The organism is Campylobacterota bacterium (genome assembly GCA_040752835.1).
Lineage (GTDB): Bacteria > Campylobacterota > Campylobacteria > Campylobacterales > Sulfurimonadaceae > Sulfuricurvum.
Window position 1 is genome coordinate 379,719 of record JBFMGG010000007.1, and the last position, 22,765, is coordinate 402,483.

The 22,765-nt window shown below is 54.8% G+C and carries 23 protein-coding genes; 6 read left to right on the forward strand and 17 right to left on the reverse strand.

Features of this window, described 5'->3' with window-relative positions; translation table 11 throughout:
* Positions 1–14 precede the first annotated feature (14 nt).
* Positions 15–845: a serine hydrolase gene (locus tag AB1763_07945; GenBank protein ID MEW5832752.1), complete on the forward strand. Its 831-nt coding sequence runs from the start codon at positions 15–17 to the stop codon at positions 843–845.
* Positions 846–966: 121 nt separating this feature from the next.
* Complete coding sequence (locus AB1763_07950; GenBank protein MEW5832753.1) at positions 967–1,182, forward strand: hypothetical protein; 216 nt, start codon at positions 967–969, stop codon at positions 1,180–1,182.
* Between the two features lie 119 nt (positions 1,183–1,301).
* Here the strand turns inward: AB1763_07950 and AB1763_07955 are convergent, their stop codons facing one another.
* The 5 genes from AB1763_07955 to AB1763_07975 all read right to left on the reverse strand — a co-directional run bounded on the left by AB1763_07955 (position 1,302) and on the right by AB1763_07975 (position 3,835).
* Positions 1,302–1,637, reverse strand: coding sequence for a hypothetical protein (locus AB1763_07955; GenBank protein MEW5832754.1), 336 nt, complete (start codon positions 1,635–1,637; stop codon positions 1,302–1,304).
* A 76-nt stretch (positions 1,638–1,713) separates the two neighbouring features.
* Positions 1,714–2,679: a glycosyltransferase family 2 protein gene (locus AB1763_07960; protein MEW5832755.1), complete on the reverse strand. Its 966-nt coding sequence runs from the start codon at positions 2,677–2,679 to the stop codon at positions 1,714–1,716.
* 163 nt (positions 2,680–2,842) lie between these two features.
* Positions 2,843–3,142, reverse strand: a complete 300-nt coding sequence (locus tag AB1763_07965) for a GIY-YIG nuclease family protein (GenBank protein MEW5832756.1) — start codon at positions 3,140–3,142, stop codon at positions 2,843–2,845.
* 25 nt (positions 3,143–3,167) lie between these two features.
* Positions 3,168–3,359 carry a hypothetical protein gene (locus tag AB1763_07970; GenBank protein ID MEW5832757.1) on the reverse strand — a complete coding sequence of 64 codons (192 nt, stop codon included), beginning with the start codon at positions 3,357–3,359 and terminating at the stop codon, positions 3,168–3,170.
* Positions 3,360–3,421: 62 nt separating this feature from the next.
* Positions 3,422–3,835: a rhodanese-like domain-containing protein gene (locus tag AB1763_07975; protein ID MEW5832758.1), complete on the reverse strand. Its 414-nt coding sequence runs from the start codon at positions 3,833–3,835 to the stop codon at positions 3,422–3,424.
* A 241-nt stretch (positions 3,836–4,076) separates the two neighbouring features.
* Here AB1763_07975 and AB1763_07980 point away from each other — a divergent pair, with 241 nt between their 5' ends.
* The 4 genes from AB1763_07980 (at position 4,077) to AB1763_07995 (ending at position 7,824) form a co-directional block, all read left to right on the forward strand.
* Positions 4,077–4,334 (forward strand): hypothetical protein, encoded by a 258-nt coding sequence (locus AB1763_07980; protein ID MEW5832759.1) that lies wholly within the window; start codon positions 4,077–4,079, stop codon positions 4,332–4,334.
* Entirely contained in the window at positions 4,334–5,863 is a 1,530-nt protein-coding gene (locus AB1763_07985) for an AarF/UbiB family protein (protein ID MEW5832760.1), read from the forward strand. Before AB1763_07980 ends, AB1763_07985 begins: the two co-directional genes overlap by 1 nt.
* Positions 5,864–5,959: 96 nt before the next feature.
* Positions 5,960–6,565: a class I SAM-dependent methyltransferase gene (locus AB1763_07990; GenBank protein MEW5832761.1), complete on the forward strand. Its 606-nt coding sequence runs from the start codon at positions 5,960–5,962 to the stop codon at positions 6,563–6,565.
* Positions 6,566–6,600: 35 nt separating this feature from the next.
* A complete protein-coding gene (locus AB1763_07995; GenBank protein MEW5832762.1) occupies positions 6,601–7,824 on the forward strand; it encodes an HD domain-containing phosphohydrolase in 1,224 nt (407 codons plus the stop codon).
* Between the two features lie 9 nt (positions 7,825–7,833).
* Here AB1763_07995 and AB1763_08000 read toward each other — a convergent pair whose 3' ends face one another.
* From AB1763_08000 to cheB, 12 genes are all read right to left on the reverse strand, one after another.
* Positions 7,834–8,955: a HAMP domain-containing sensor histidine kinase gene (locus tag AB1763_08000; protein MEW5832763.1), complete on the reverse strand. Its 1,122-nt coding sequence runs from the start codon at positions 8,953–8,955 to the stop codon at positions 7,834–7,836.
* A complete protein-coding gene (locus AB1763_08005) occupies positions 8,948–10,606 on the reverse strand; it encodes an EAL domain-containing protein (GenBank protein ID MEW5832764.1) in 1,659 nt (552 codons plus the stop codon). Before AB1763_08005 ends, AB1763_08000 begins: the two co-directional genes overlap by 8 nt.
* A complete protein-coding gene (locus AB1763_08010) occupies positions 10,599–11,279 on the reverse strand; it encodes a response regulator transcription factor (protein MEW5832765.1) in 681 nt (226 codons plus the stop codon). Before AB1763_08010 ends, AB1763_08005 begins: the two co-directional genes overlap by 8 nt.
* Before the next feature lies 1 nt (position 11,280).
* Complete coding sequence (locus AB1763_08015) at positions 11,281–12,462, reverse strand: response regulator (protein ID MEW5832766.1); 1,182 nt, start codon at positions 12,460–12,462, stop codon at positions 11,281–11,283.
* 18 nt (positions 12,463–12,480) lie between these two features.
* Complete coding sequence (locus AB1763_08020) at positions 12,481–14,250, reverse strand: EAL domain-containing protein (protein ID MEW5832767.1); 1,770 nt, start codon at positions 14,248–14,250, stop codon at positions 12,481–12,483.
* On the reverse strand, positions 14,240–15,409 hold the full coding sequence (locus tag AB1763_08025; protein ID MEW5832768.1) for a HAMP domain-containing sensor histidine kinase: 1,170 nt from the start codon (positions 15,407–15,409) through the stop codon (positions 14,240–14,242). The genes AB1763_08020 and AB1763_08025 overlap by 11 nt, the downstream gene beginning before the upstream one ends.
* Before the next feature lie 69 nt (positions 15,410–15,478).
* A complete protein-coding gene (locus AB1763_08030) occupies positions 15,479–17,560 on the reverse strand; it encodes a WD40 repeat domain-containing protein (GenBank protein MEW5832769.1) in 2,082 nt (693 codons plus the stop codon).
* Positions 17,561–17,578: 18 nt separating this feature from the next.
* Positions 17,579–18,385 carry a response regulator gene (locus tag AB1763_08035; protein ID MEW5832770.1) on the reverse strand — a complete coding sequence of 269 codons (807 nt, stop codon included), beginning with the start codon at positions 18,383–18,385 and terminating at the stop codon, positions 17,579–17,581.
* Positions 18,386–18,389: 4 nt separating this feature from the next.
* Positions 18,390–19,670, reverse strand: coding sequence for a hybrid sensor histidine kinase/response regulator (locus AB1763_08040; protein MEW5832771.1), 1,281 nt, complete (start codon positions 19,668–19,670; stop codon positions 18,390–18,392).
* A gap of 1 nt (position 19,671) precedes the next feature.
* Positions 19,672–21,048, reverse strand: a complete 1,377-nt coding sequence (locus AB1763_08045) for a HAMP domain-containing sensor histidine kinase (GenBank protein ID MEW5832772.1) — start codon at positions 21,046–21,048, stop codon at positions 19,672–19,674.
* Positions 21,049–21,128: 80 nt separating this feature from the next.
* Positions 21,129–21,683 carry a hypothetical protein gene (locus AB1763_08050; GenBank protein MEW5832773.1) on the reverse strand — a complete coding sequence of 185 codons (555 nt, stop codon included), beginning with the start codon at positions 21,681–21,683 and terminating at the stop codon, positions 21,129–21,131.
* Between the two features lie 15 nt (positions 21,684–21,698).
* The gene (cheB, locus tag AB1763_08055; GenBank protein ID MEW5832774.1) at positions 21,699–22,757 is read right to left on the reverse strand and encodes a chemotaxis-specific protein-glutamate methyltransferase CheB; all 1,059 of its coding nucleotides are present in this window, start codon (positions 22,755–22,757) and stop codon (positions 21,699–21,701) included.
* Positions 22,758–22,765: the final 8 nt, after the last annotated feature.

Genomic DNA, 22,765 nt, shown 5'->3' on the forward strand with positions numbered 1-22,765 from the left:
GAGTTTTTGTAAGCATGATGAGCCGATATTTTTTCCTGATAACGATATTTTTTACCTTTTCCCTCAACGCCCAGATCGACAAAGACGAAATGGACAGACTCAAAGTCGACGCGCTGATCGTCAAAGACCTCAAATCCGATGCGATGGTCTATTCCAAAGAAGCGTTCAAAGAAGTCAAGCCCGCCAGCCTGACCAAAATCATGACGGCGATCCTGGCGCTGGAGCAGGGGTATCTGTACCGCCCGGTGGTGATTACCTCCGAAATGGTTCGGGTCGAACCGACCAAAGCGGGATACAGGGAAGGGGAGATGGTCATCCTTGAAGATCTCGTAAAGGCGGCCATGATCGAGTCGGACAACGACGCCGCGATGGCGATCGCGGTCGCCGTAGGCGGAAGCGTGGAGAAATTCGTCGAAATGATGAACGCCAAAGCCTCACTGCTGGGGATGAACAATACCCTGTTCACCAACCCCTGCGGCTACGACATCGGCAACCACCACTCCACCCCGATCGATCTTCTCAGACTTGCCGAATACGCGATTCAAAATCCCCGGTTTAACGAAATCACGCGGATGAACCGCCACGAATACGCCGAGCTTATTTCAGGCCGCCCCTTTGTCGCCAAGACCCACAACCATCTTCTGAACCGTTACGAATACGCCGTGGGGGTTAAAACGGGTTACACTTCCAAAGCGGGCCCCTGTCTGATCGCCCGTGCCCAAAAAGACGGAAAAGACTGTCTGATTATCATGCTCAATGCCAAAGAAAACCGCTGGAGCCTCGCCCGCCAGATTTTCGAAAAGCTCTTTGTGCGTCCAGAGGATCAACCTTCCGACAAAGTATAGCGGTCGGATCGTTTTTTATCCCGTTTTATTTGGTTTTGCAACACAAATTTGGTATAAATCCATAAATTTATTTCTGTATTCGGCTCGGTGTGAGCTCTTAATCGAGAGGTACCATATCACTATGATGCAAATTACAACGGCACATCAAACCCCTACACCCGTAGAAGCAAACCAAATCGCCGATTCGGTGATGCAATCGAACAAACCGGCTTCGGAAGCCGTGATGGAATTTTTGGCCGCCCAAATCAAACGTAATGAAGATCAAACCAAAAACGATCTGAGCCAAATGATTGCGCAAACGACGGGAAAAGGGATGAATCTTAACGTAATGGCGTGAGGGGGTTCCCTCCTTGCGAGGGAACGTTTATTCCACGCATCCGAACGTGAGGTTCGTGATGCGGTATTCTTTGTGGCCTTTCGGACGGAACCGAAACCATCTTTTGAGTAAACGGATCATCATGCGTACCTTTCATGCAAAGAAGAACCCTCTTTGTCATCTAACAGCACATGCTCATGAATGAAAGTGAGCGTTTCACCGATCACTTCGCCAATACTATCCGTATCCATGCCGGTGGACTCTTTTCGCGTGCTGCGAATGGCGGCACACAGTTCCGTGGCAGCAATACGTGGGAAACCCGATAAGTATGCCAGTTTGCGCATGAGAATTTTATAAGCGTTCATGCGCGAGCGTTCTCTTTCAGTTTTCTTTTGGCGTACAGCGATGTCGGCGTAAAGAAAATAGAGACGGAAAAAAAGGGCGATGGCCTCGTTTCGTTCGATGATACGGTTCATGCACGTAGTATAGGGCGATTCGGAGTTCGGGAACGATTATCTGGCAGATTGCCATATCCCTCCCTTCCGGAGGGTCTCAGAGAAACGGAAGCGCGCGGTAGAGTTTGAGGCCGAAAGATTTTTTGAGGGCAAGCCCGATGGGGTGACGGCGCGTGATGGCGAAAAGAGCGGTACGGTTGCGCAGCAGCAGGCGCAGCATGGAAGGGTTGAACCAGCGGTGCGGGAACGCGTCGTGTGCCTGTTTGAGACGAATCAGGGTGTCCCGGTCGCTGCGGGTCAGGGTGGGAATGTGCAGCAGTTCGTCGATCACTTCGGCGTTTGAGACGTGCCCCTGTGTTTTTTTGGCGTGTTTACGAGCGATTTCATGAAAGAGCGAACATTTTTGGCGACCGTTGCAGCTGAGGGTATTGGACGCATGCTGACGGTATCCTACGAGCGGCTCGTCGACGTAGGCGATTCCTCCGGCCGAAGCGGCGCAGGCGGCGATCCATGCATCGAAATGGATACGTGAGGGGAAGGGGAACAGGTTGGGAAGCAACGAACGGTGCAGCACCATAGCGTGTGCGGAAACACAATTGTCGTACACGAACGAAAGAGGTGTGGTAGCGGCGATAAAGCGGTTGCGCAGTTTTTGCGAAAGCGTTTTCCCGATCCTCTTGCCCCGGGCATCGATCAAATACGAATCGCTGTAGACAAGCGATCTGTCGCCGATGGCGTTCATGAGGGTTTCGAGCTTGTGTGCTTCCCATACGTCGTCCTGATCGCACAGTGCGATGTACTCGCCCTGCGCTTTGGCAAGAGCCGATTCGAAATTACGGACATAACCGAGGTTTTGGGGATTGACGTGCAGCGTGATCGGAAGAGAGGAACGATAGCTTCGGACGATTTCGACGGTATCGTCGCTCGAACAGTCGTCCTGAACGATGATTTCGGTCGGCTGAAGGGTCTGTGCCGCGATCGATTCCAGCTGCGCGCGGATATAGGCTGCACCGTTGTAGGTGGCGATAATAACGGATATAGTTTTATTAAATGTGTTTGACATGAATGTAATAATACTACCATTTAAGTATATAGATCAAGGGGATGGATCGGCAGGGCTGAATTCGCGGTTTAATGGCGAAAACGTTTACCATTGGTAACCCGTTACGCCAAACCGGAAAAAAAGAGCTGATGAAACCGATTACCGCTTCTTTACGGATTATTTCCTAGATTTGCTTGGAGCTTTCTAAAAAGGCTTCTTTTTGGGGGCGGGTCATTTTTTTGATCGCTTTTTCGCGTTTAAGCGCACAGCTTTTATCGCGGCAGGGTTCACGGTAGACGAGAGTCAACGGCCGACGTGAACGGGTATATTTCGCCCCTTTGGGAGAATCGTTATGTTCGGCCAGCCGTTTTTCGACGTTGCGGGTAATACCGGTATAGAGCGTACCGTCGCCGCAGCGAAGAATATAAACGAAGTAAGGAGAATTTTGATGATCGGAGATTACGGCAGAGACAGATAAATGCAAAAAAAAATCTTTATGAATTCGGACGTTACGCTTGAATGTCTATGTTTTGACCGATTCCGGTTAAAGCAGCGCCGCTCATCTTGTTTTCTTCTGTTTTTAAAGCTGTCTGTTCCGCACTTTGCAAAACGGTCAGAATATTATTGCCTTCCACTTCCACCGCTATTTTGAGTGCGTACAATCCGGCACCGGCATCGTTTTGACTGGAAACGGCATTCATGATTAAACCCTTTATTTGATCTGTACGGTATTATCGTTTAAAAATCGGAAAAATTGAGTACCTTATCGCCGATCAAGCGGGAGTCCTTCACTTTCCCACGCCCCGATTCCGCCTTCGAGATTTACCGGTTTAAATCCGTTACGCTGCAGTATTCGTGCGGCGGCGACGCTGCGCATTCCGCTTTGGCAATAGACGACGATCGTTTTGCTTTTGAACGGTTCGAGCTTGGGGAGATTGGTTTCGAGGGAGCCCAGGGGAAGCGAAGAAGCCCCCTCGATCCGCTCTTGCGCAAACTCTTCGGGGGTTCGGACGTCGAGCAATACGATGCCCCCCTCTTTTTGCAAAAGCGCCTGGGCCTGGGCGGGGGACACCGACTCGAAATCGGCAAGGATCCATCCCCGCATGTAGGCAAAATACCCGATGACACCCATCACTACGACCCAGGATAAAAGGTTCGTAATCCGTTTGAGTGCCATCGCCTGTTCTCTCTTTTCTGTTGTTGCGGGGGTATTGTAGGGGAAGAAGTTTAAAGTTTTCTGTAAAAGCCCGAGCTAGCGCTCTTCGTCGGGCATTAATTTAAGCGAAACGTTACGGAAAGGGACGCGTCCAGTAGAGTTTCGCCGCTGCAACGGATGTTACAGGTCAATCGACAAAAAAAGGGTATCAATAGGCTTTTTCAAATGTTATCATGCTGTATTACGACAAAAGGAGCCGATGATGTTCAAAGAACTGATGTATACCGGTCTGGGCGGCGCTTTGCTGTTCAAGGAAAAAGTCGAGGAAGAGTTGAAAAAACTCGAAGAAAAAGGGAAAATCAACACTTCCGATACGAAAAGTTTTCTCGAAAGCCTGAAAACGAAAGGGGAAAACGAAGAGAACCGTCTCAAAGACGAACTCAAAACGGCGATTCGTGAAGTGATCGAGGAACTGGGGATCGCGACCAAAAAGGACATCGAAGAAGCGCTCAAAAAGTGATGTCGTATTATTCTCCCCTGCGGTTGTGGCGGATATTTCTCCTGCTCCTTTCGCTTTATCTTCTCATCAAAAAAAGAGAGTCGTTTCTGGGGATCAGGCCTCTGAGTCCCCTGCGGCTACGCGAAACGATTACCGTTTTGGGTACGAGTTTCGTCAAGCTTGCGCAGGTGCTGGCAACCCGGAGCGATTTTTTCGACGAGGCGTATCTGCGCGAGCTCGGGACTCTGCACGATGATTTGCCGCCGATGAGCCCGGCCGAACGCAAGAGGGTGTTTGCGCGCGCGTTTCCTGCCGATCCGTTTGTCCGGTTCGAAGAAAAGGCCATCGCTTCGGCGTCGATCGGGCAGGTGCACGCGGCGTGGCTCGAAGGGGACGTGAAAGTGGCCGTCAAGCTGCGGCGGGAGGGGATCGAAAGACGCGTGCGCGCCGACATCCGAATTCTCAGAAGCTTTAACCGTTTTTTCCGTCCTCTTTTCTCCACTCTTACCCGCCACTCCATCGAAGCGGTGATCGAAGAGTTCGCCGCGATGATCGTGCGTGAATGCAGTTTCAACGAAGAGCGCCGCAATCTCGAAAAATTCAGTGCGATGTACGCACACAGCGGGATCGTTTTCCCTACGCATTATCCGCGCTGGTGCAGCGACGACGCGATCGTGATGAGTTTCGAGGAGGGGTGGCGTTTCGACGAACGCGAGCGGATCGGTGAGGCGGGGATCGATGTCGCCGTGCTGATCGAGAAACTGGTGCGGTTTTACACCGACCAGATGCTGGTGAAGGGATTTTTCCACGCCGATCCCCATCCGGGAAATCTACTGGTCCGTTCCGACGGTGCGCTGGTACTGCTCGATTTCGGAATGGTCAAACGGGTTCCCAACGACACCCGCATCGCAATCATCGAGCTGATCCGTTCGGCGAACGAACGCGACTTCGAAGGATACGTCAGTGCCGCCAAGCGACTGGGGACCGTCGCCTATGATGCCCCCTCTGCCGAACTGGCGGAGTTCACCGAACGGATGTTCGATATTTTCGGAAACGACGCCCTGGACAGTTCGAGTATGCAAAAACTGGCTTTCGACGTTCTGGATCAGACCCGTAACCTTCCGTTCAAACTCCCGCAGGAAGCGATTTATATCCTCCGCGTCAGTGCCATTATCGAAGGGCTGGGGACCACGTACATCGAAAATTTCAACGGGATCAAGGACATTCTTCCGATCTTGCAGCGCAACATTCCCCGTGCGCTGGGGATGAAAGATTCACTGGTGGAGACCCTGTTTGACGAATTTTCCCGATTGCCCGAGGATGTGGGCGCACTGCGCGAAACGCTGCGCCGTGCCAGCCGCGGAGAACTCGTCGTCGAACTCTCGCCCCGCCAGATGGAGCAGCTGCATGCCGACCTGCAACGTTCCCTCGCACCGATGTATGCGGCGGCGGGCTTCGCTCTGGGGGCGTTTGCGGCATGGATGTCGGGGTGGGAGAACGCGTCGTATGTTTTGATGTGTGCTGCCGCCTTGAGGATGTGGTTTCGTTAGCGGGGCCTATGCTACAATAGTCCTCCGAGATGAGGAATCCCCCCTAGAAAGGTCGCAAGCCCCCGATGAGATATTCTTTCCGCAAGGAAGATGCGTATGCCGCGCGTCGATAACAACCGGTTTTACGCCGCATCGCTCAAAAAATACGGCGTATCGGCACGGGGGGTGCAGTGGCGCAGCGAAGAGAATCAGCTGATCCGTTTCGAACAGATCGCCGCGCTGATCCTCCCCGCACCGGGGGCTGTACGCATTGCCGATGCGGGATGCGGATTCGGCGATTTCTACCGCTTTCTCTTCCCCGTACTGGGGGAAAAGCTCCATTACATCGGGATCGATTCGCACGAAGAGATGGTTCGGATCGCCCGCAAACGCGCCCTGGGCGAACTGCTCTGGCGCGACGTGTTGAGAGACCCTCTCCCCCCGGCCGATTATTACGTCTGCAGCGGCGCGCTCAACATTCTCACCCCCTATGAAGCCCAGCGGTTCATCCGCCGTTGTTACGAATCCTCCGGAAAAGGGTTCGTTTTCAATTTTTTGGAAGGGGCCGAACCCTCGAACACCTACAACTACATGAGTGCTGCGAACATCGAGCGGATGGCGCGCGAACTGAACGCGCGGTGCGTTTTGCGGCGCGGATATCTCCAGGGCGACTGCACCGCCGCTTTTTACAAACCGCACGATGCCACGCGATTGCAACAGTGATACGTGATAATCTCGCAAACGACAAAGGGGGAGAGATGAGCTACGTTTTAAACCTTCGGGAGGTGACGTATGCCCTTTCCGAAGCGCTCGATTACGTCGGAATCGACGATACGATGCACGGCAAGCGGGTAGCGTTCATGGCGGCCGAAATAGGCAAACGCCTCGGATGGCCGACGGAGAGGATCGACGATCTGATCGTGGCGGGAATGATGCACGACTGCGGCGTCTCATCGACCGATGTACACGACCACCTGGTCAGCGAACTCGATTGGGACAATTCGCAGGCGCATTGCATACGCGGCAGTGCGCTGCTCGAAAAAGTCGGTATCTACCGCAGCTACGCCTCTGCGATTTTTTACCATCACACCCACTGGGACGAACTGCCGCCGACGCTCGATCGGCTCACCATGGAAAACGCCAACCTGATCTACCTCGTCGACCGGGTCGATGCACTGCGCGTCCAGATCGGCGACGCCGATGCGCATCAGCGCGCACGGATCGGCGAGATAATCCGCAAATATGCCGGGAAAATGTTTTCGCCCGAGCTCGTCGACGCCTACACGTTCTGCGCGCAAGCCGATTCGTTCTGGTTCTACCTGGAGAGCGAAGCGCTCGGCGGGTATCTGCACGAATGGCTCGAAAACGGGACGCCCGAAGAGGTGCCTTTCGAGTCGATCAAAGCGATCGCGATGCTGTTTGCCGACGTCGTCGATGCCAAAAGCACGTTTACGACCGAACACTCCTACGGCGTCGCGTCGCTGGGACGCTACATCGCCGAAGGACTCGCTCTGGGCCGGGAAGTCGAGGAGAAGGTCGAGCTGGCCGCGCTGCTGCACGATCTGGGAAAACTGAGGGTGGCCGACGCGATTTTAAACAAGCAAGGTCCCCTGAACGAGGACGAGCGGCTTAAAATGAACCGTCACGGTTTCGATTCGCACATGATCCTGCGAAAAATCAAGGGGATGAACGACATCGCCCGGATCGCCTCACTCCATCACGAGTATCTCAACGCAAGCGGATATCCCTATCATCTTTCCGCAGATCAAATTCCGCTCGAAGCGCGGGTGCTGGCTGTTGCCGATATTTTTCAGGCGCTGATCCAGGACCGTCCCTATCGCAGCGGGCTCGATGCCCGCTCGGCACTTGAAATTTTGCGGCAGATGGTGCTGGAGGGGAGACTCGATTCCCGAATCGTGGCGTTCGTCGAAGCCGATCTGCAACGGTGCCATGAACACGCGAAAAAAAAGATCGAACTCTGAAAAAGGGCGCTAGTCGATAAAGCGGAGGCTGCAAAGGTCGTTGCGCGGCAGGGTGGCGATGAACGAAGAGCCTTTGGGCCCGACCGCCAGTTCGAGCGATCCCTTGAATTCTTGTTCGATGATGAGGCGTGCGACGTGCAGGCCGATACCGAAACCCTCTTCTTTGTTTTTCGTCGAAAAGTCGGGTTGGAAGATTTGTTCGCGGAGCGGCTCGGGGACCCCTCCCGCTTCGTCCCGGACGCTCAGATAGATGTGGCTTTGGTCTGAACGCGTCTCGAGGCTGATGAAGCGTCTTCCGGTGGTTCTGGAACCGGTGTAGGCGTCTTTGGCGTTGGCGACGAGGTTGATCAGGACCTCTTCGAGATCGGTCTGGTATCCGTAAATCTGGGCGTCTTGCGCCGGATGGGGGATTAGCAGCTCGATATCGTGCTGTTTGAGCTGTTCGCTCCACAGCGAGGCGATTCGCTCGAACAGTTCGCGGATCGAAAAAAGTTCTTTGGCGCGATGGACTTTCCCCAGGCTAAGGACGCTTTTGAGGATGTCCGACATCCGTTGCGCCTGATCCGAAACGATCTGCGCGCTTTTGGCGACGGATACGGATTTGATATTCTCTTCGATCCCCGTCTGGATCATCAGGTTGATCGCTTCCATGCTGATCAGATTGATCGGCTGGCGCCACTGGTGGGCGACCATCCCCAGCGAATCGACCAGACCCGAACGGCGTGAGCGCATTTTGAGGGCGTTCGTGTAGCGTTTATTCCCCCAGAGCGAGAGGAACAGTTTTTCGAGTTCGCCCATCACCGCATCGTATCGGAGGGTGAAGTGATCGGGGGTGAAACGGACCGTGTGGGTCAGCACGGCAAGCGGCCAGAACGCCTCTTCGTCCTCGTCGGGGGTGATGAGGCAGACGCTAAAGGCTCCATGACGCGCTTTGAGGGAACGGACGACGTTGAGGAGCGCGGCGTCGATACGCGGCGTTTCGACGATGAGCCCCACCGCATCCTCGGTGCTCATCGAGAGTTCCTCGAGCGTCAGGTCGACGATGCGAAACGCCGCGAGCATCGACGGCGTGGGGACGAACAGCGCGGAGTGGGTCTGAAGGCGCAGAAGGGCGGGTTTGCTGTCATTCATGGGGCACCTCGAACGGATCGCCTACGGCGTATCCCTGGATGTAGTCGATCCGGGCCGCATTAAGCAAGGCGATGTGGGCCGGATCGGAAATGTTTTTGGCGATCGCTTTGGACCCTACCAGATGGACGATTTCGACCATGCTGGCGATAATGTGTCCGATCCCCTCGTCGTGTGCGAGTTTTTCGGTCACTTTAGGGTGGAAGTTCATGTAGTCGGGTTTGAGCGAGAGGAGCAGGGGAAGGTCGAATTCACCCGCGCCGAAATGGTTGAGGATGATTTTATACCCTTCCCGCTGTAACTCGGAGACGGTGGAAGCGGGCGTTTCGTCGTAGAGGGTTTCGATCCCGTTGATGAGCTGAAACGCGATGTTGGCGGGAGCGATCCCGAAACGTTCGGTCCAAAAGCGGATGTAGGCGACGAGCCCTTCGTCGCTCAGGTCGTTCGACGAGAGGTTGATGACGACGAGCGAGCCCTGATCCAGCGATGGGTAAAGTTGCAGGGTGTTGCGGATCATGGAACGGGTGATCATCACCATCTGCCCCATGCTGATCGCGAGGTTCAAAAACGTATCCGGGCCGTAAAGCTGACCGTCTTTTCGGATGCGGATAAGGCTTTGGTACATTGCCGGTTGGAGGGTGCGGGCATCGACGATGGGCTGGAAAAGGGGGACGATGTCCTCGTGGACGAGGGCATTGAAAATCATCCGGAGAATGTCGCGGCTTGACGTGAGGGAGGGACCGTCGATCTCCCGAAGCGGGCGGTAGACGCTCACTGCGCCGCCGGAACGGTCGTTGGTCGTTTCCAGCGCCCGTTTGGAGTGCAGCAGGACGTTGTCGCTGCCCGATGCGATCCCGACCGAGAGGGTCGAGTTGAGGATGATTCCCCGTTCGGACGTGTGGAAATAGCGGACGACCGAGGTCATGTTTCCGGCGAGTTCGGCCGCGTAATCGGTATGTTCTCCCTCGAAGAGGAGGCAGAATTCATCCGTCGCAGTGCGGAAAAACTCCCCTTTGGGCTCGAAGACCAGACTTTCGAGCAGGCGGGAGAGTTCGCTCAGGTACTCGTTGGCGTACTCTTCCCCGACGAACGAAATGATGTTGTTAAAATGGTTCACCCGAAGGCGCATCAAGGTTACGGCAGAGGCGTCGTGATCGCCAATCCGTTCGGTGAGGGCGGGAAAAAGGTTCCAGCCCGTGATCGGGTCGAACGCCGATTCGGCGGGTGAATCGGCCACGTTTTCCAGGGAAAAAACCTTTTCGAGGGTGCTGAAAAGTTTGGGCATTGCCAGCGGTTTGAGAAGGTATCCCTGAACGTTCTGGGCGATCGCTTCGGCCATGAAATTCGCTTCGTCGTGGGCCGAGAGGATGACGACAGGCTGGGAGGGGGAGAGGGCACGGATTTCGCGGATGAGACGAAGGCCGCCGAGTTTGGGCAGCTCGAGGTCGGTGACGACGAGGGTGAAAGGGTCGGACGCTTTAAAACGGTCGTAAAAGAGGGCGAGTGCTTCTTCTCCGTCCGAGGCGATGACGTATTCGCGGAAAAAGACCCGCAGTATGCGGCTCAGCGATTCGGCAATTTCGGGGTCGTCGTCGATGATGAGAACCGAACGCGATTCCGCACCTTCTTTGAGCCGCTGGATCGAATTAGCCAAGTTCGCCCTTTTTCATAATGTACCCGAATCCCCTCATGTTTTCGATCAGCTCTTCTTTGAGCTTCTGGCGGACGCGGTTGACGAGGGACCGGATGGTGGAAGCTTCGGCATCCTCGCCGTCCCAGATGAACGAGCGGATGCTCTCATCGGTCATCACCTGCCCGAGATTGCTGACGAAAAGGACGATGAGGGCGTGCTCGCGCTTGGTAAATTTCTGCACCGTATCGTCGTAATAAAGGAGATTGGTCTCTTTGTTGAATGTATAGCGGTCGCTGAGACGGATGATGGGATCGGAAGCGGGTTCGGCGTTTTGCTGGCTCTGCGCACTCAGACGCTGGATACGGATGTCGAGCTCTTTGAGGTTGAACGGCTTTTTGAGGTAGTCGCTGCATCCAAGGTCGAAGGCGTCGGAGATGTATTCGATGTCGTGGTAGGCGCTGATGACGATTTTCGGGACGTCGGGATAGCGCAGCGCGATCGCTTTGAGACATTCGAGCCCGCCGACGAGGGGGGTGTTGATGTCAAGAATGTAAAAATCGTGCATTTTGGATTCGATTACGTCGAGTACTTCCTGACCGTTGTCGTAATGGTCGACCAGATGCCCCCGCGAGAGGAGATAGGTCCGGATCGAGCGCGCCAGCATGAATTCGTCTTCCAGCAACAGGATTTTCATATTACAGCCCCTTGTGTTGTTCGGAGGGTATTGTAGGCGAACTGCGTTGCATTAATGTGGCATTTTTGAAGAGGTAGCGAAACGAAGTCCCCCTTACGGGGGTGGAAGAGATCTCGATTTCGACGTTTTCCTCTCGGCAGATCTGCGCCACGATACTCAGCCCCAGCCCGTAACCGCCCTTGGTTTCCGACTCGCGGTGAAAGCGTTCGAAAATCTTTTTTTTGTCGTGGATGAGGGGACCGTGGTTGCGGATTTCGAAGTAGATGTCGTCGTTGCGCATTCCGACGGTGATTGCGATTTCGCCGGGTCGGTAGGAGTATTTGATCGCATTGGAGAGGGTGTTGTCCACCAGCCGGGCGAGTTTCAGCTCCGAAAACATGATGGAGGGGAGGTTGGGCTGTCCCGTACGCATCGAAAGGGTCAGTTCGTTTACTTCGGCGATGCAGGTGAAATACTGTTTGCGTTCGGCAATGTAGGAGACGAGATCGATCACGACTTTCTGGTCGGGGATACGGTCGCGTTTCATGAGATAGGTCATGTCTTCGTAACTGTTCTGGATGATCCTCGCCCCCGCTTCGATCGCGCTGAGCGATTCGTTTTCGATCCCCTCCATCCGAAGGAGGTCGATGTTGGTGATGATGACGGCCAGCGGCGTGTGGATCTCGTGGATCGCATTTTTGAGAAACCGGTCCTGATCGTTGAGGAGGCGCAGGGCGTATTCTCGCGATTCTTCGAGGAGTTTGCGGCTCTCGGCGAGGGCGTTGTCGTAATCGATCTGCTCGAGCATGTCGATGAGTGCGGTGAAAAGTTCGTCCTGGTTGATCGGTTTGAGAACGAAACGGTCGATCCCGCAGCGGATCGATTCGATGAACATCGTACTCTCTTCGGCCCCGGAGATGGCGATGACCCGCTGCAGCGGATCGATTTTTTTCAGTCTTCCGGTGAGCTCAAGGCCGCTGCTGCGTCCGAGGTTGACGTCGGTGATCACCAGCAGGGGGGAAGGGGATTCGCGGAACGCGTGGTAGAGATCGAGCGCCTCCTCGGGATCGGAGGCGGTTTGGATGGAGTCGAAAAAATGGGACAGAAGCCGCTGAAGGCTCTCCTGCATCAGAGGATCGTCTTCGACGATCAACAGCGATTTGCCGGAGGAGAGTTTTTTCAGACGTGCAGCCTCGGAGACCATGGTACCTCTTTGTGCAGATTAAACAGCTGCGGATATTATAGCTTCTTGTACGGGAAGTTTCGGTTCGACCGGACGGATTTTTTTCATGCAGGGGTCAAACGGCATCGGTGCGCCGAAGAGATACCCTTGCGATTCGCATACGCCGAGGCTGCAGATCCGCTCGTGCAGCGCTTCGGCAGAGACGTATTCCGCGATCGTCCTGATCCCCAGGCGCTCGGCAAACGTGGTAAGAAGTTCGACGATGCTCTGGGAGACGTAGTCGGTGGCGATCGTTTCGATCAGCGAGCCGTCGAATTTGATGTAGTCGACGTTGAGTTTGGCGAGATGTTCGAAATTCGAATAACCCGACCCGAAGTCGTCGAGAGCCACTTTGCAACCGAGTTCTTTCAGTTTGGCGAAAAAATTCTGAATTTCGGCATACGATTCGACCCCTTCGCTTTCGAGCAGTTCGAAGACGAGACGGTGCGGTTCGGGAAAAGAAGCGATCTGCTGGAAGAGGAATTCGCGGGTGGGGTGATGGGAGATGTCCTCGATCGAAAGGTTGATACTGACGCTGCATTCGGAATCTCTGAAATCGTTCAGGACCGACGCGATGACGAGTTTGGTGATCGTACGGTACATCTTCGTCTCTTTGGCGATCGGTAGAAACTGTACCGGAGAAAGAAACTGCCCATCGGGCGTCATGAGGCGCAGGAGCGCTTCGTATTTGACGATGCGCATCGTGGTATTGTCAATGATGGGCTGGTAAAACGGGACAAATCGGTTTTCAACGATTGCCCGTTTGATCGTATCGATGCACTTGAGCTTGTAGCTGTTGCCGTGGTTGTGGTGTTCCGCCGAACGATAGATGACGGTTCTCCCCTCTTTTTCGGCCTGGCGCAGTGCGAAATCGGCATGTGAAAGGCTCAGCTCGTCTCCGGGATGGACAATAGCGGCGTACATTTCCAGATACATTTTTTCCCCGGCCACGACGATTTCGGTCGCTTCGAAATGCTGGACGATAAGGTGAACGAGCGGTTCAAGACTCTGTACCCCCGCCGGCGAGAGGAGGGCGAAATGGGTTCCGCTGGTACGGTAAAGGCCGTGGTGCTCGACGTTCATCTCGTCGTTGACCAGACGCCGGAGGATGCTGGCGGTTTGTTGTAGAACGGCGTTTCCCGCATCATATCCGTACGTGTCGTTGAGATGTTTAAAGTCCCCGATTTTAAACAGGACGAGGGTATGGTTTGAATAGGTAAAAATATCCTGTTCCAGTTTTCCGAGCGAATACAGTCCGCTGATCCGGTCGAAGGTATAGGTTTGGATCGCTTCGCGGGTTTTGGTTTCGACGAGCTCTTCGAGATGTTGGCGGTATTGAACGTTCTCCCGCTCCATTTTGATCTTGCCGACCACTTTGTGGAGCGTAGCCATGGTCTGTTCCCGTTCCATCGGCTTGAACAGGTAGCCGTCGACGCCCAGCTGGATCGATCGGTGGAGGTAATTGACGTCTTTGTGGGCCGAGACGAGGAGGGTTGATAGGTCCGGATAGCGTTCCTTGATTTTTTCGATCATCGTAAGGCCGTCGAATTTGGGCATTTCGATATCGGTGATGACCAGATCGAAGGGAGTTTCAAGGGCCGCTTCAAGCCCTTTTTCTCCGTTGGATTCATGGCGGATATTTTCGAAAAAACGGCTCAGGAACGTGAGGTATTCGCGGCCGATAAGCGGGTCGTCCTCGACGTAGAGGACGTGCAGTCCTCTGGCGTTGTCGCGGATGGCGGCGATGAGTTTGGCGGGATCAGTCGACAAGGAGCACCTCCTGATCGGAATGGTCCGGGATCGAAAGGGCAAAGACGCTTTCGCCTGAGCCGCTGCTGACCCGGATCGTCCCGCCGAGGTGTTTTTCGACGATGATCGCCGACATGTACAGCCCTAGCCCCGTGCCGTGTTTTTCGTCCTTGGTGCTGAAATAGGGCTCGAAAATCCGGGTGAGGATCTCCTGCGCAATCCCCCCGGCGTTGTCGCGGACGAGGAAGAGCGCTTTTTGGGATTGCGGCCGGAGTTCCAGCGTGATGCGGGGATGCGGGATGCTGTTCTCGGCGAAGGCGTCTTTGGCGTTGTTGAGGATGTTCAAAAAGACCTGCAGCAGCTCGTTTTTGTAGGTCGTAAACGCCATCGAGCGATCGCCTTCAAAATGCAACCGGATGCGCTGGCTTTCAAAACTTTTTCCCAGGATGCTGCTGATTTCGTCGCACAGTTCGCCGAAGTTCATCCGCTGCGGGAGTTTGTTCGGCCGGAAAAAGTTTCGGAAATCGTCGATGGTCTGCGAGAGAAACTGGATCTGTTTGTCGATCAGCTCGAGGTCTTTGAGAAGCTGTTCCTCGTTCATTTCCCCCAGCTGGATACTGAGGATCGAGTTGCTGCTTACCAGCCCGATGATCGTGATCGGCTGGCGCCACTGGTGGGCGATCATGCCGATCATTTCCCCCATGATTGCCATGCGCGACTGGCTGATCATCAGTTTTTCGTTCGCTTCGTTACGGTGGATCTGATGCTCGAATGCGCCGCTGAGTTCTTGGAGCCGTTTTTCATTTCGGCACGCGTCGATGGCGTTGGCCAGTTTCGTCGTGAACGTGACGAACATTTCCCCGTAGGTTTGTGCCGCACGGGCGTCGGAGAAGAGAAACAAAAAATGCTCGATCCCCACCGGCACGTCCAAGACGCATCCCTCAACGCTCTTGTGGAGAGCGAAACCGTCGATGTCGGTGCTGAGCTTTTGGGGTAGAGGCACCCTCTGGCCTCTTGCGGCGAGAGGGGCCGAGGCGGGCGGAGCGGGAAGAAACATGCCCCCCGCCGCACCGGTTTGGGAGACGAAGGTTTCGACAACTTCGGCGAGCATGTCGTCGAGGTTGAGCGAATTGCCGATGGCGCTTAGGCAGGCGTAGGCGACCTCAATGGACGGTTTCATGTGCTCCCTTGCACGTTTGATACCGTAACTATAACGCCGTTGTGTGGCAATCACGTTGCAATCGCTTCCTCAGCGCAGCAGCCCGTACTGGCGCAGGAGCTTTTCGTATTCGTCGTCTTTGCCGAACTCTTTGAGGTAATAGGCGGCAATGGTGCGGGCCATCGCGAGGGAGTTTTCGGCGAGCAGGTGCGAGAGGCGGTTGAACGTCGCCTGTCGGACGCACTCTTTGATCTTGGCCTGGAAAAAGGCGATGGAAGCGTAGGGAGCCATGATCTGCTGCACCAGTTTGATCTCCCCTTTACCGACGGCGGCCATCGCGTCGCTCAAAACGGCATCGAAAGCGCGGTCGTATTCGGCAAATTCCCGCATCGATTCGAGGTCGGGATGGGCGGAAACGAGCTCATAAGCCGCCTGGATGTCGTCGGCGAAGATATGGGCGAGAAGGGTGCGGCGCAGCTGGATCGCTTTGCCGATTTCGGCAAGTTCATGGCGGTAAGGGAGGAAGACGGCGAGTTGTTTGATCCCCGCGATCGCGTCGTCGTAGCGGTTTTCGTCCACCAGGGAGCGGATCTTTTTGATCGACGCTTCGGCCAGGGTACATACTTTTTTGTAGAGCTCTTCGTGTTGCAAAAACGGGTTTTGTTCGGTGAGGAGAAAATACTCTTTGAACTTTTTCTCTTTGATCAATGCGTCGGACTGGAGGAAGACGGCATGATTTTTGAACAATGCGTGGATCATCTCTTTTTTCCCCGGCACGGAGGTGAAGGGTTTGAGCAGCTCCTGCGCTTTTGGGGCGTTGCGCAGCGGGTCGGACGAGAGGAGTTTTTTGGCCTCGGCGAAATGTTTGGTGAAATACAGTTCGAGTTTGCGCGCGCTGTCGGTTTTCGCCAGGTAGGGGGCTTTCTCGAGCATTCCGAACGCTTCGAGAAAGTTTTTGTTCTGCACCGTGAGCGCAAATTTTTCAAAATCTTTTTGTTTTTGCAGGAGAAATTCGAACTCTTTTTTGTATTCGCCATCACCCAGGAACGGCTCGGCAAACTCAAGCGCGGAGGCGGCGTTTCCGGTCGAGAAGCGGTTGATGATCTCTTTGAGAGTCTCCTCCCATGCTTCCTGGAACATCTCCGACATCGGGTGGATCGCCAGAAAGAGGTTTTTGTCGAGGCAGATTTTGGCCGTACGGTAGTTTTTGACCGACACCGCCTGCGCAAAATCGTCGATAAAAGCGTGCATGTCGATGACGTAGAGCCAGCCGTTTTCAAAGCCGATGTGGAGGGTCGAGCCTTCGATGTGGAGCGTGCCGATCCCTTTCTGGTCGAGTTTGAACGTCGAAAAGAGGGTGTTGTCGGAGAGTTTGACGATGTGCAGGTGGCCGCTGCGGGTCCCTACGATCGCGTAACGGCCGCTTTGGTCGAGGACGCACGACGTCGGCCACGAGGGGAAAAGCACTTTTTTGCGCATCTCTTCGGTTTTGAAATCGTAGAGGTAGGAATACCCCTCTCTTCCGACCGCGTAGAGGGCTTTGGAATCGTTGAAGAAAAAAGCGTCCTGGACTACGTCTTCGAGGTACGTATGGAGACGCTCTTTCTGGAACCTGAGGTTCAGAACGCTCAGCGATTTGTCGTAAGCCGCGCAGGCAAGATGGCTTCCCCCCTCGTCGACCGCTAGGGAGGAGATATAATCGGGGCGGGGTTTGAGCGACATGACCTTGCGCCCGTTCTCGGAGCTGTAGATGTAGACCTTTCCGTCGGTACCGCCGGTGATGAGGTATTGCCCCTCACGGCCGCAGAATCGCATGATCTCGGCCCGCTGGTCGTGCCCTTTGACGAAAAGGGGTTCAGGGGGCTCGGGAGGTTCTCCTTTGGTCTCTTCGCCCGAGGGGACGGGATCGTAGACGGGGCGGCACAGGGCACAGGCCCCGTTGTCCTTGGTACTGTAGGCGAGCACTCCCGTGGGGCTGAAAGAAGCCCCTTTCTGATAGGTGTGGAGCGGTTCGTCGGGTTCGCATACGGGGTCGTGACGCTTCATTTCCCAGCGCTCTTTGTCGACGGTATAGAAATTGCCCAGCGTATTGGCGAAATAGACGGCGTTGTCGTCCGCATGGACCGCTATGACGCTTCCTTGCACCTGGTAGGATCGGATGATTTTGATCATGGCACCGCTCCTTTCGTGTTACTCGCCCGAATCGATCAGGCAGAGAATGTAAAACCGTTTCGGTCCTTCCGTACGCATCCTTTTGAGTTTCAGACGATAGCTCGACGCTTCGAATTCAAACGCGAGCTCTCCCCCCATGTAGAGGTGTTCTTCTTTCCAGTCACAAAACGACGGGGAGGTCCTGGTCATCGCGTCGTGGAAAAAGAGCGATTTGAAATCGAGCTCTTTGGTGAGGAGTTTCGGATAATGTTCGGTTCCCGCGACGAGAGAAAGCAGGTCGCTGTTGCAGGCGGCGACGGTATCGTTCTCGTCGACGATGAGAGAGGGGAGCGGTATGTTGTCGACGAGGGTCTGAAACGAGAACTGAAAAGTGTGTTCGACCAGTTCACGCCGCTCGCTGCGCTCTTTTTCGGCACGGTAGTTTTCCTGTTCGATTTTCAGAGCGAGTTCGTAGAGGATCGTGTCGAGTTTGTCGAAGATAATCGGTTTGATCATGAAGTGTTCGACCCCGATTTCGATCGCGCGGAGCATATACGCCGCTTCGGAATGGGCGGTGATCATGATGCACTTTTGCGAGGGATTGATCTGTTTGATCTTTTCGAGCATGTCCAGCCCGTTCATGACGGGCATTGTCTGATCGGAGATGACGATATCGACCGGCCGGAGCGAATCGCGGTAAAAGGCCAGCCCCTCCTCCCCATCGGCGGCGAGGGAAACGTTTCCGACACTGTCACCGAGCATGTCGTAAACCATCTCGCGGATCAGCCGTTCGTCGTCGACAAACAGGATATGGAGTTTTTTCATGAGGTCGTGTCTGCTTTGCATCGGGTTATCCTTGTATAAAGTCGGTAATCGGGAGGTCGAGGGTGAGGCACGCCCCCTCAGCCGTGTTGGAAGCGCCGATCGTTCCGCCGAGGCGTTCTTCGACGATGCGTCGGGACATATACAGGCCGATCCCGGTCCCTTGCGCTTTGTGTTTGGTCGTAAAATAGGGTTCGAAGATTTTGTCGATGACCTCTTCGTCGATCCCTCCGCCGTTGTCGCATACGTTCAGCCGCAGGCGGTTGTCGTCGCCAATGGAGGCATCGACACGGATCACTCCCCGGGAAATGCCGTGCGAGAGGATCGCGTCCTTGGCGTTGTTGAGGAGGTTGAGGACCACTTGTTTGATATCTTCCGGAAAGCCGTAAAGGCGGATTTGTGCCGAAATATCCGCTTCGATCTTCACCCCGGAGAGGGCGAAACTTTTTTCGAGCAGGCTGATCGTACTGCGCAGCGTGTCTTCGAGGATGTAGGTTACTTTTTCGCGGTTGGGTTCGACCTGCCCGCGGAAGTCGTCGATCGTCTGGGACATGTGCTGGATGGTCTGGAGCGCGTCTGAGAGGCTTTGGGCCATGATCTCATCGGTAAGGGTGCCGTTTTTGTGGTGACGGCTGATTTTCTGGAACAGCATCGAGATGATGTTGAGCGGCTGGCGCCACTGGTGGGCGATGTTGCCGATCATCTCCCCCAGTGCGGCGAGTTTGGCCTGATGGAGCATCAGGGCGTCTTTCTGGCGGTTTTTCTGGATCTCCTCCTCGACCCGGCGTTCGAGGTCGCGGTTGAGACAGCGGATTGTCTGCGTCGCGTCGTAACTCAGGGAGAGGGAGTAGACGAGCTGATAGATCTCTTCGTTGTTGAACGGTTTGCGGATATAGAAAATGTTGCTTTTGAGGCATTCGAGAATCTCTTTGTTGCTGCGGTCGGAATAGGCGGTCGCGATGATGATGTTAACGTCGGGATCGATCTCTTTGAGCCGTATCGAGGTCTCCAGCCCGTCGATGCCGTTGGGCATCCGCATGTCGACGATGCACACGGGAATACGGTTCCCCCCTTCGTATTCGCGTCGGAAGATTTCGACCCCTTCCAGGCCGTTGTTGGCCTGGTGGAGATGAAAATCGATCACTTTTTCCCCGCCGTCGATGGCACTGCAGTCGATGTCGTGCAGTTTTTCGAGCTTCATGATCGCGTCTTCGAGGCTGGTCCGTTTATAGGGGGAGAGGATCGACGCGTAGGCGTCGAGGATCGTCGTATCGTCGTCAATGGTGAGAATGTGTGTGGTGAGTTCCATGTCATCCCTCCGGAGTCAGGGTGATCGTAAAGAGCGACCCTTTGCCGATCCCCTCGGATTTGCAGGTGATCGTATGGCCGTTTCCGGTGAGGAAATTGGCAAACGAGTGGAGTCCCAGACCGTGGCCGTCGTGTTTGGTGGTAAAGCCTTGCAAAAAGACGTTTTTGATCGTCGTCTCATCCATCCCGATCCCGTTGTCGTAGACGTCGATGACGATGTCCTCGGCCATGACGATGGAGTCGTTCATCATCATGTCGAGTTCGAAGAAACTTCCCTCACGGGGGACGCTTCGGGCACTGATTTTGATCATTTTGGAGAGGATGTATTTGTCGTTGTAGGCGGTATTGACGGCGTGAATCGAATTCTTCAGGAGATTGAGCAGGCCGTTGAAGAGGTGAATGCGGTTGATGTTGAACGTGAGTTCGGAGGGGACGTCGAGCATCAGCAGAATGTCGTGGCGGAAGAGCTGCGGTTCGATCACGCTGCGGATTTCGCCGATCAGCTCGGAGAGTTTGACCACTTCGTCCATGTTCGTTTTCGTATTTTTGTACAGTTCCTGCTGGAAAGCGATCGTCGTAGCGATGTTGCTGATCGATTTCTGGAGGCTTTTCATGTCGGTGTCGAGGACGTTTTTGATCGTGTCGGTGAGGGAGGATTCGATGATGTTGAGGCTCATCTCCACTTTTTTGAGGTTTTTGAGGTATTCCTCGGTCGCTTCCTCCCGGATGAAACAGCGGTTGCCCAGCAGCTGCTCTTTGATGTGGTCGAAATATTTGAAGAAAAACTGCATCGGTTCGAGGTTTTTGATGATCCGTTCCGACAGATGCTGCGCTCCGGTGACAATGTTTCCGATGTTGTGGATGTATTCGCTTGTGACGTCGAAAATACCCTGTTTATACGCCAGCTCTTTGGAGATGCTGATTTCGTTTTTGTGGAGTTCGACGACGTTGGTGATGTCGGTGAGTGAGAGGATGTAGCTTTCGCGGTGTTTGTCGGAACTCCCCTCGGTATGGTTGATCACCGTGGAGATGATCGTAAAATAGAGGAGTTTCCCCTCGATCGTCATTTCGACTTTGGGAAGCATCCGTTCGTCTTTGAACGTCAGGAATTCGAACCATGCGTCGGTCGGGCATGAACCGTAGGTATTGGTGATCGGGAGGGTCTGGATTTTTTGCGGGTAATGCGCGTCCATGACCGAATCGAACACCTGATGGAAATAGTTGTTGGTCTGAAGCAGCTCGCCTTTGGGGTTGACCAGCAAGATCGCGGTGTGGGCGGTCGCGTCGAAAAGGCTTTTGTTGATTTGTTCCAGATCCTGCTGCAGACGGTTGATATCGGTTTCGTATTGGCGGGTGATCGGGGACTGGGTCGTATACATGGTTTTCCTTGTCGTCTGGAAGAGTGTGGAAAGATTATGGCGCTTTTGTGTGGCAAGTATGTTGCAAAAAACGGTGGGGATCAGTAGAGGTCGGAAATATCGTAAAAATGCATTTTTTCAAAAAAACGGACCACTTTGCGGAGCTTTTCGCGCGAGGGCGGTTCGGTTTCGACCAGCAAAAGCCCGGTGTAATGGTCGATCATCTCGTGACGCAGCGCGAAAAAGCCGCTCTGGTTGAGCGAATCGCCCGAGAGCGCTTTGTGGATCGCCTGATAGATGCGGTTCTTTTCGGTCGGCGATAATTCGGCGTTTTCCAGGCGGATCACGTCCGAACATTCCCGCAGCGCCTTGTCGAAGGGGTATTCGTGTTTGGGATCGTTTGCCGCTGCGGCGTGCGCGGGGAGTTTCAGACGCGGTTTGGGAGCATTGTAGAGATAACGGTAGCGGGCCGTAAGGTTGTACTGATGAATCAGGGAGTCCGCCGCCGCCGCAGGCCCCAGGAAATACTGGGGGAGGGTGTTTTTGAATTCGACGCTCACTTTTCCGCCCGGCGTCGCATACCATCGGATTATGGCGGCTCCTTTGGCTTTTGCATCGGCGATGACCGCCTCGAGGAGGCGTTCTTTGGGAGTCATGGGGATTTCCGGCTCCTAGACGTTACGCGATCCGAACCGTTCGATCCGTTCGGGGATATTTTCGAGATCGACGCTCTCGCGTACGCCTCCCGCTTCGATCGCCTTGGCCGGCATCCCGAAAACGACGCACCGTTTGGCACTCTGGGCGATCGTGTAGGCACCGGCGTCGAACATCTCTTTGATCCCGATGGAGCCGTCATCCCCCATCCCGGTGAGCATCACCCCCATGGCGTTGCGCCCCGCCGCGTTGCAGACGCTGCGCATCATGACGTCGACGCTCGGCTTGTGGCGGCTGATGCGGGGGCCGTCGAGGAGCTTGATGACGTAGCGCCCTCCCTTGTTTTCAAGAATCATGTGGCGATTGCCCGGTGCGATGTAGACCGATGAAGGTTCGACGATCTGGCCGTCATGGGCTTCATAGACGTTCAGAGGGCTCAGACGGTTGAGCCGTTCGGCAAAACTCCCCGAAAACCCGAATGGGATGTGGAGCGTGATCAGTATCGGCGGCAGGGGAGGACGCAGGGCGGAAAAAATTTCCATCAGGGTTTCCACCCCTCCCGTCGATGCTCCGATAGCGATCACTTTTCCCCCGTAAACGGGAGAAGGTTTATGGGGGACGAGTTCGTCGGGATGGATTTTTGCCGTTTCGATTTCGATCGGCTGCTTTTTGATCTTGTTTTTGGCCCGATAGCGGTCGATCAGAAACGTCAGGCGCATCAGGGTGTCTTCCATGCGGCCGAAAAACGACGCGTCGCTTTCGCCGATCTTTTTTTTCGGAATGAACCCTACCGCACCGTCGTCGAATACCTCTTCATGGCGCGATGCGTCGGTCGATATGACGACCGCGGGCATCGGATGCAGCCGCATCAGGTTGCGCAAAAACGCGACGCCGTCCATTTTCGGCATGTTGATGTCGATGGTGACGAGGTCAGGGTCGTGTTTTTTGATCAGGTCGCGCGCCTCGAACGCATCCGAGGCGGTCGCCACGACCGTAAAATCCTCGATTCGGGAGATCATGTCCGAGAGGACCCGCTGCATCAGCGGGGAATCGTCGATAACGATGACACGGTACATCCGCTCTC

Coding starts and splice junctions, on each gene's coding strand:
- AB1763_08010 (MEW5832765.1), bottom strand. CDS start 11,279: ATGAAAATCCTGTTGCTGGAAGACGAATTCATGCTGGCGCGCTCGATC.
- AB1763_07945 (MEW5832752.1), top strand. CDS start 15: ATGATGAGCCGATATTTTTTCCTGATAACGATATTTTTTACCTTTTCC.
- AB1763_08000 (MEW5832763.1), bottom strand. CDS start 8,955: ATGAATGACAGCAAACCCGCCCTTCTGCGCCTTCAGACCCACTCCGCG.
- AB1763_07995 (MEW5832762.1), top strand. CDS start 6,601: ATGAGCTACGTTTTAAACCTTCGGGAGGTGACGTATGCCCTTTCCGAA.
- AB1763_07980 (MEW5832759.1), top strand. CDS start 4,077: ATGTTCAAAGAACTGATGTATACCGGTCTGGGCGGCGCTTTGCTGTTC.
- cheB (MEW5832774.1), bottom strand. CDS start 22,757: ATGTACCGTGTCATCGTTATCGACGATTCCCCGCTGATGCAGCGGGTC.
- AB1763_07985 (MEW5832760.1), top strand. CDS start 4,334: ATGTCGTATTATTCTCCCCTGCGGTTGTGGCGGATATTTCTCCTGCTC.
- AB1763_07950 (MEW5832753.1), top strand. CDS start 967: ATGATGCAAATTACAACGGCACATCAAACCCCTACACCCGTAGAAGCA.
- AB1763_07975 (MEW5832758.1), bottom strand. CDS start 3,835: ATGGCACTCAAACGGATTACGAACCTTTTATCCTGGGTCGTAGTGATG.
- AB1763_08045 (MEW5832772.1), bottom strand. CDS start 21,048: ATGTATACGACCCAGTCCCCGATCACCCGCCAATACGAAACCGATATC.
- AB1763_08035 (MEW5832770.1), bottom strand. CDS start 18,385: ATGCAAAGCAGACACGACCTCATGAAAAAACTCCATATCCTGTTTGTC.
- AB1763_07960 (MEW5832755.1), bottom strand. CDS start 2,679: ATGTCAAACACATTTAATAAAACTATATCCGTTATTATCGCCACCTAC.
- AB1763_08030 (MEW5832769.1), bottom strand. CDS start 17,560: ATGATCAAAATCATCCGATCCTACCAGGTGCAAGGAAGCGTCATAGCG.
- AB1763_07970 (MEW5832757.1), bottom strand. CDS start 3,359: ATGAATGCCGTTTCCAGTCAAAACGATGCCGGTGCCGGATTGTACGCA.
- AB1763_07955 (MEW5832754.1), bottom strand. CDS start 1,637: ATGAACCGTATCATCGAACGAAACGAGGCCATCGCCCTTTTTTTCCGT.
- AB1763_08025 (MEW5832768.1), bottom strand. CDS start 15,409: ATGAAACCGTCCATTGAGGTCGCCTACGCCTGCCTAAGCGCCATCGGC.
- AB1763_08050 (MEW5832773.1), bottom strand. CDS start 21,683: ATGACTCCCAAAGAACGCCTCCTCGAGGCGGTCATCGCCGATGCAAAA.
- AB1763_08040 (MEW5832771.1), bottom strand. CDS start 19,670: ATGGAACTCACCACACACATTCTCACCATTGACGACGATACGACGATC.
- AB1763_07990 (MEW5832761.1), top strand. CDS start 5,960: ATGCCGCGCGTCGATAACAACCGGTTTTACGCCGCATCGCTCAAAAAA.
- AB1763_08015 (MEW5832766.1), bottom strand. CDS start 12,462: ATGGTCTCCGAGGCTGCACGTCTGAAAAAACTCTCCTCCGGCAAATCG.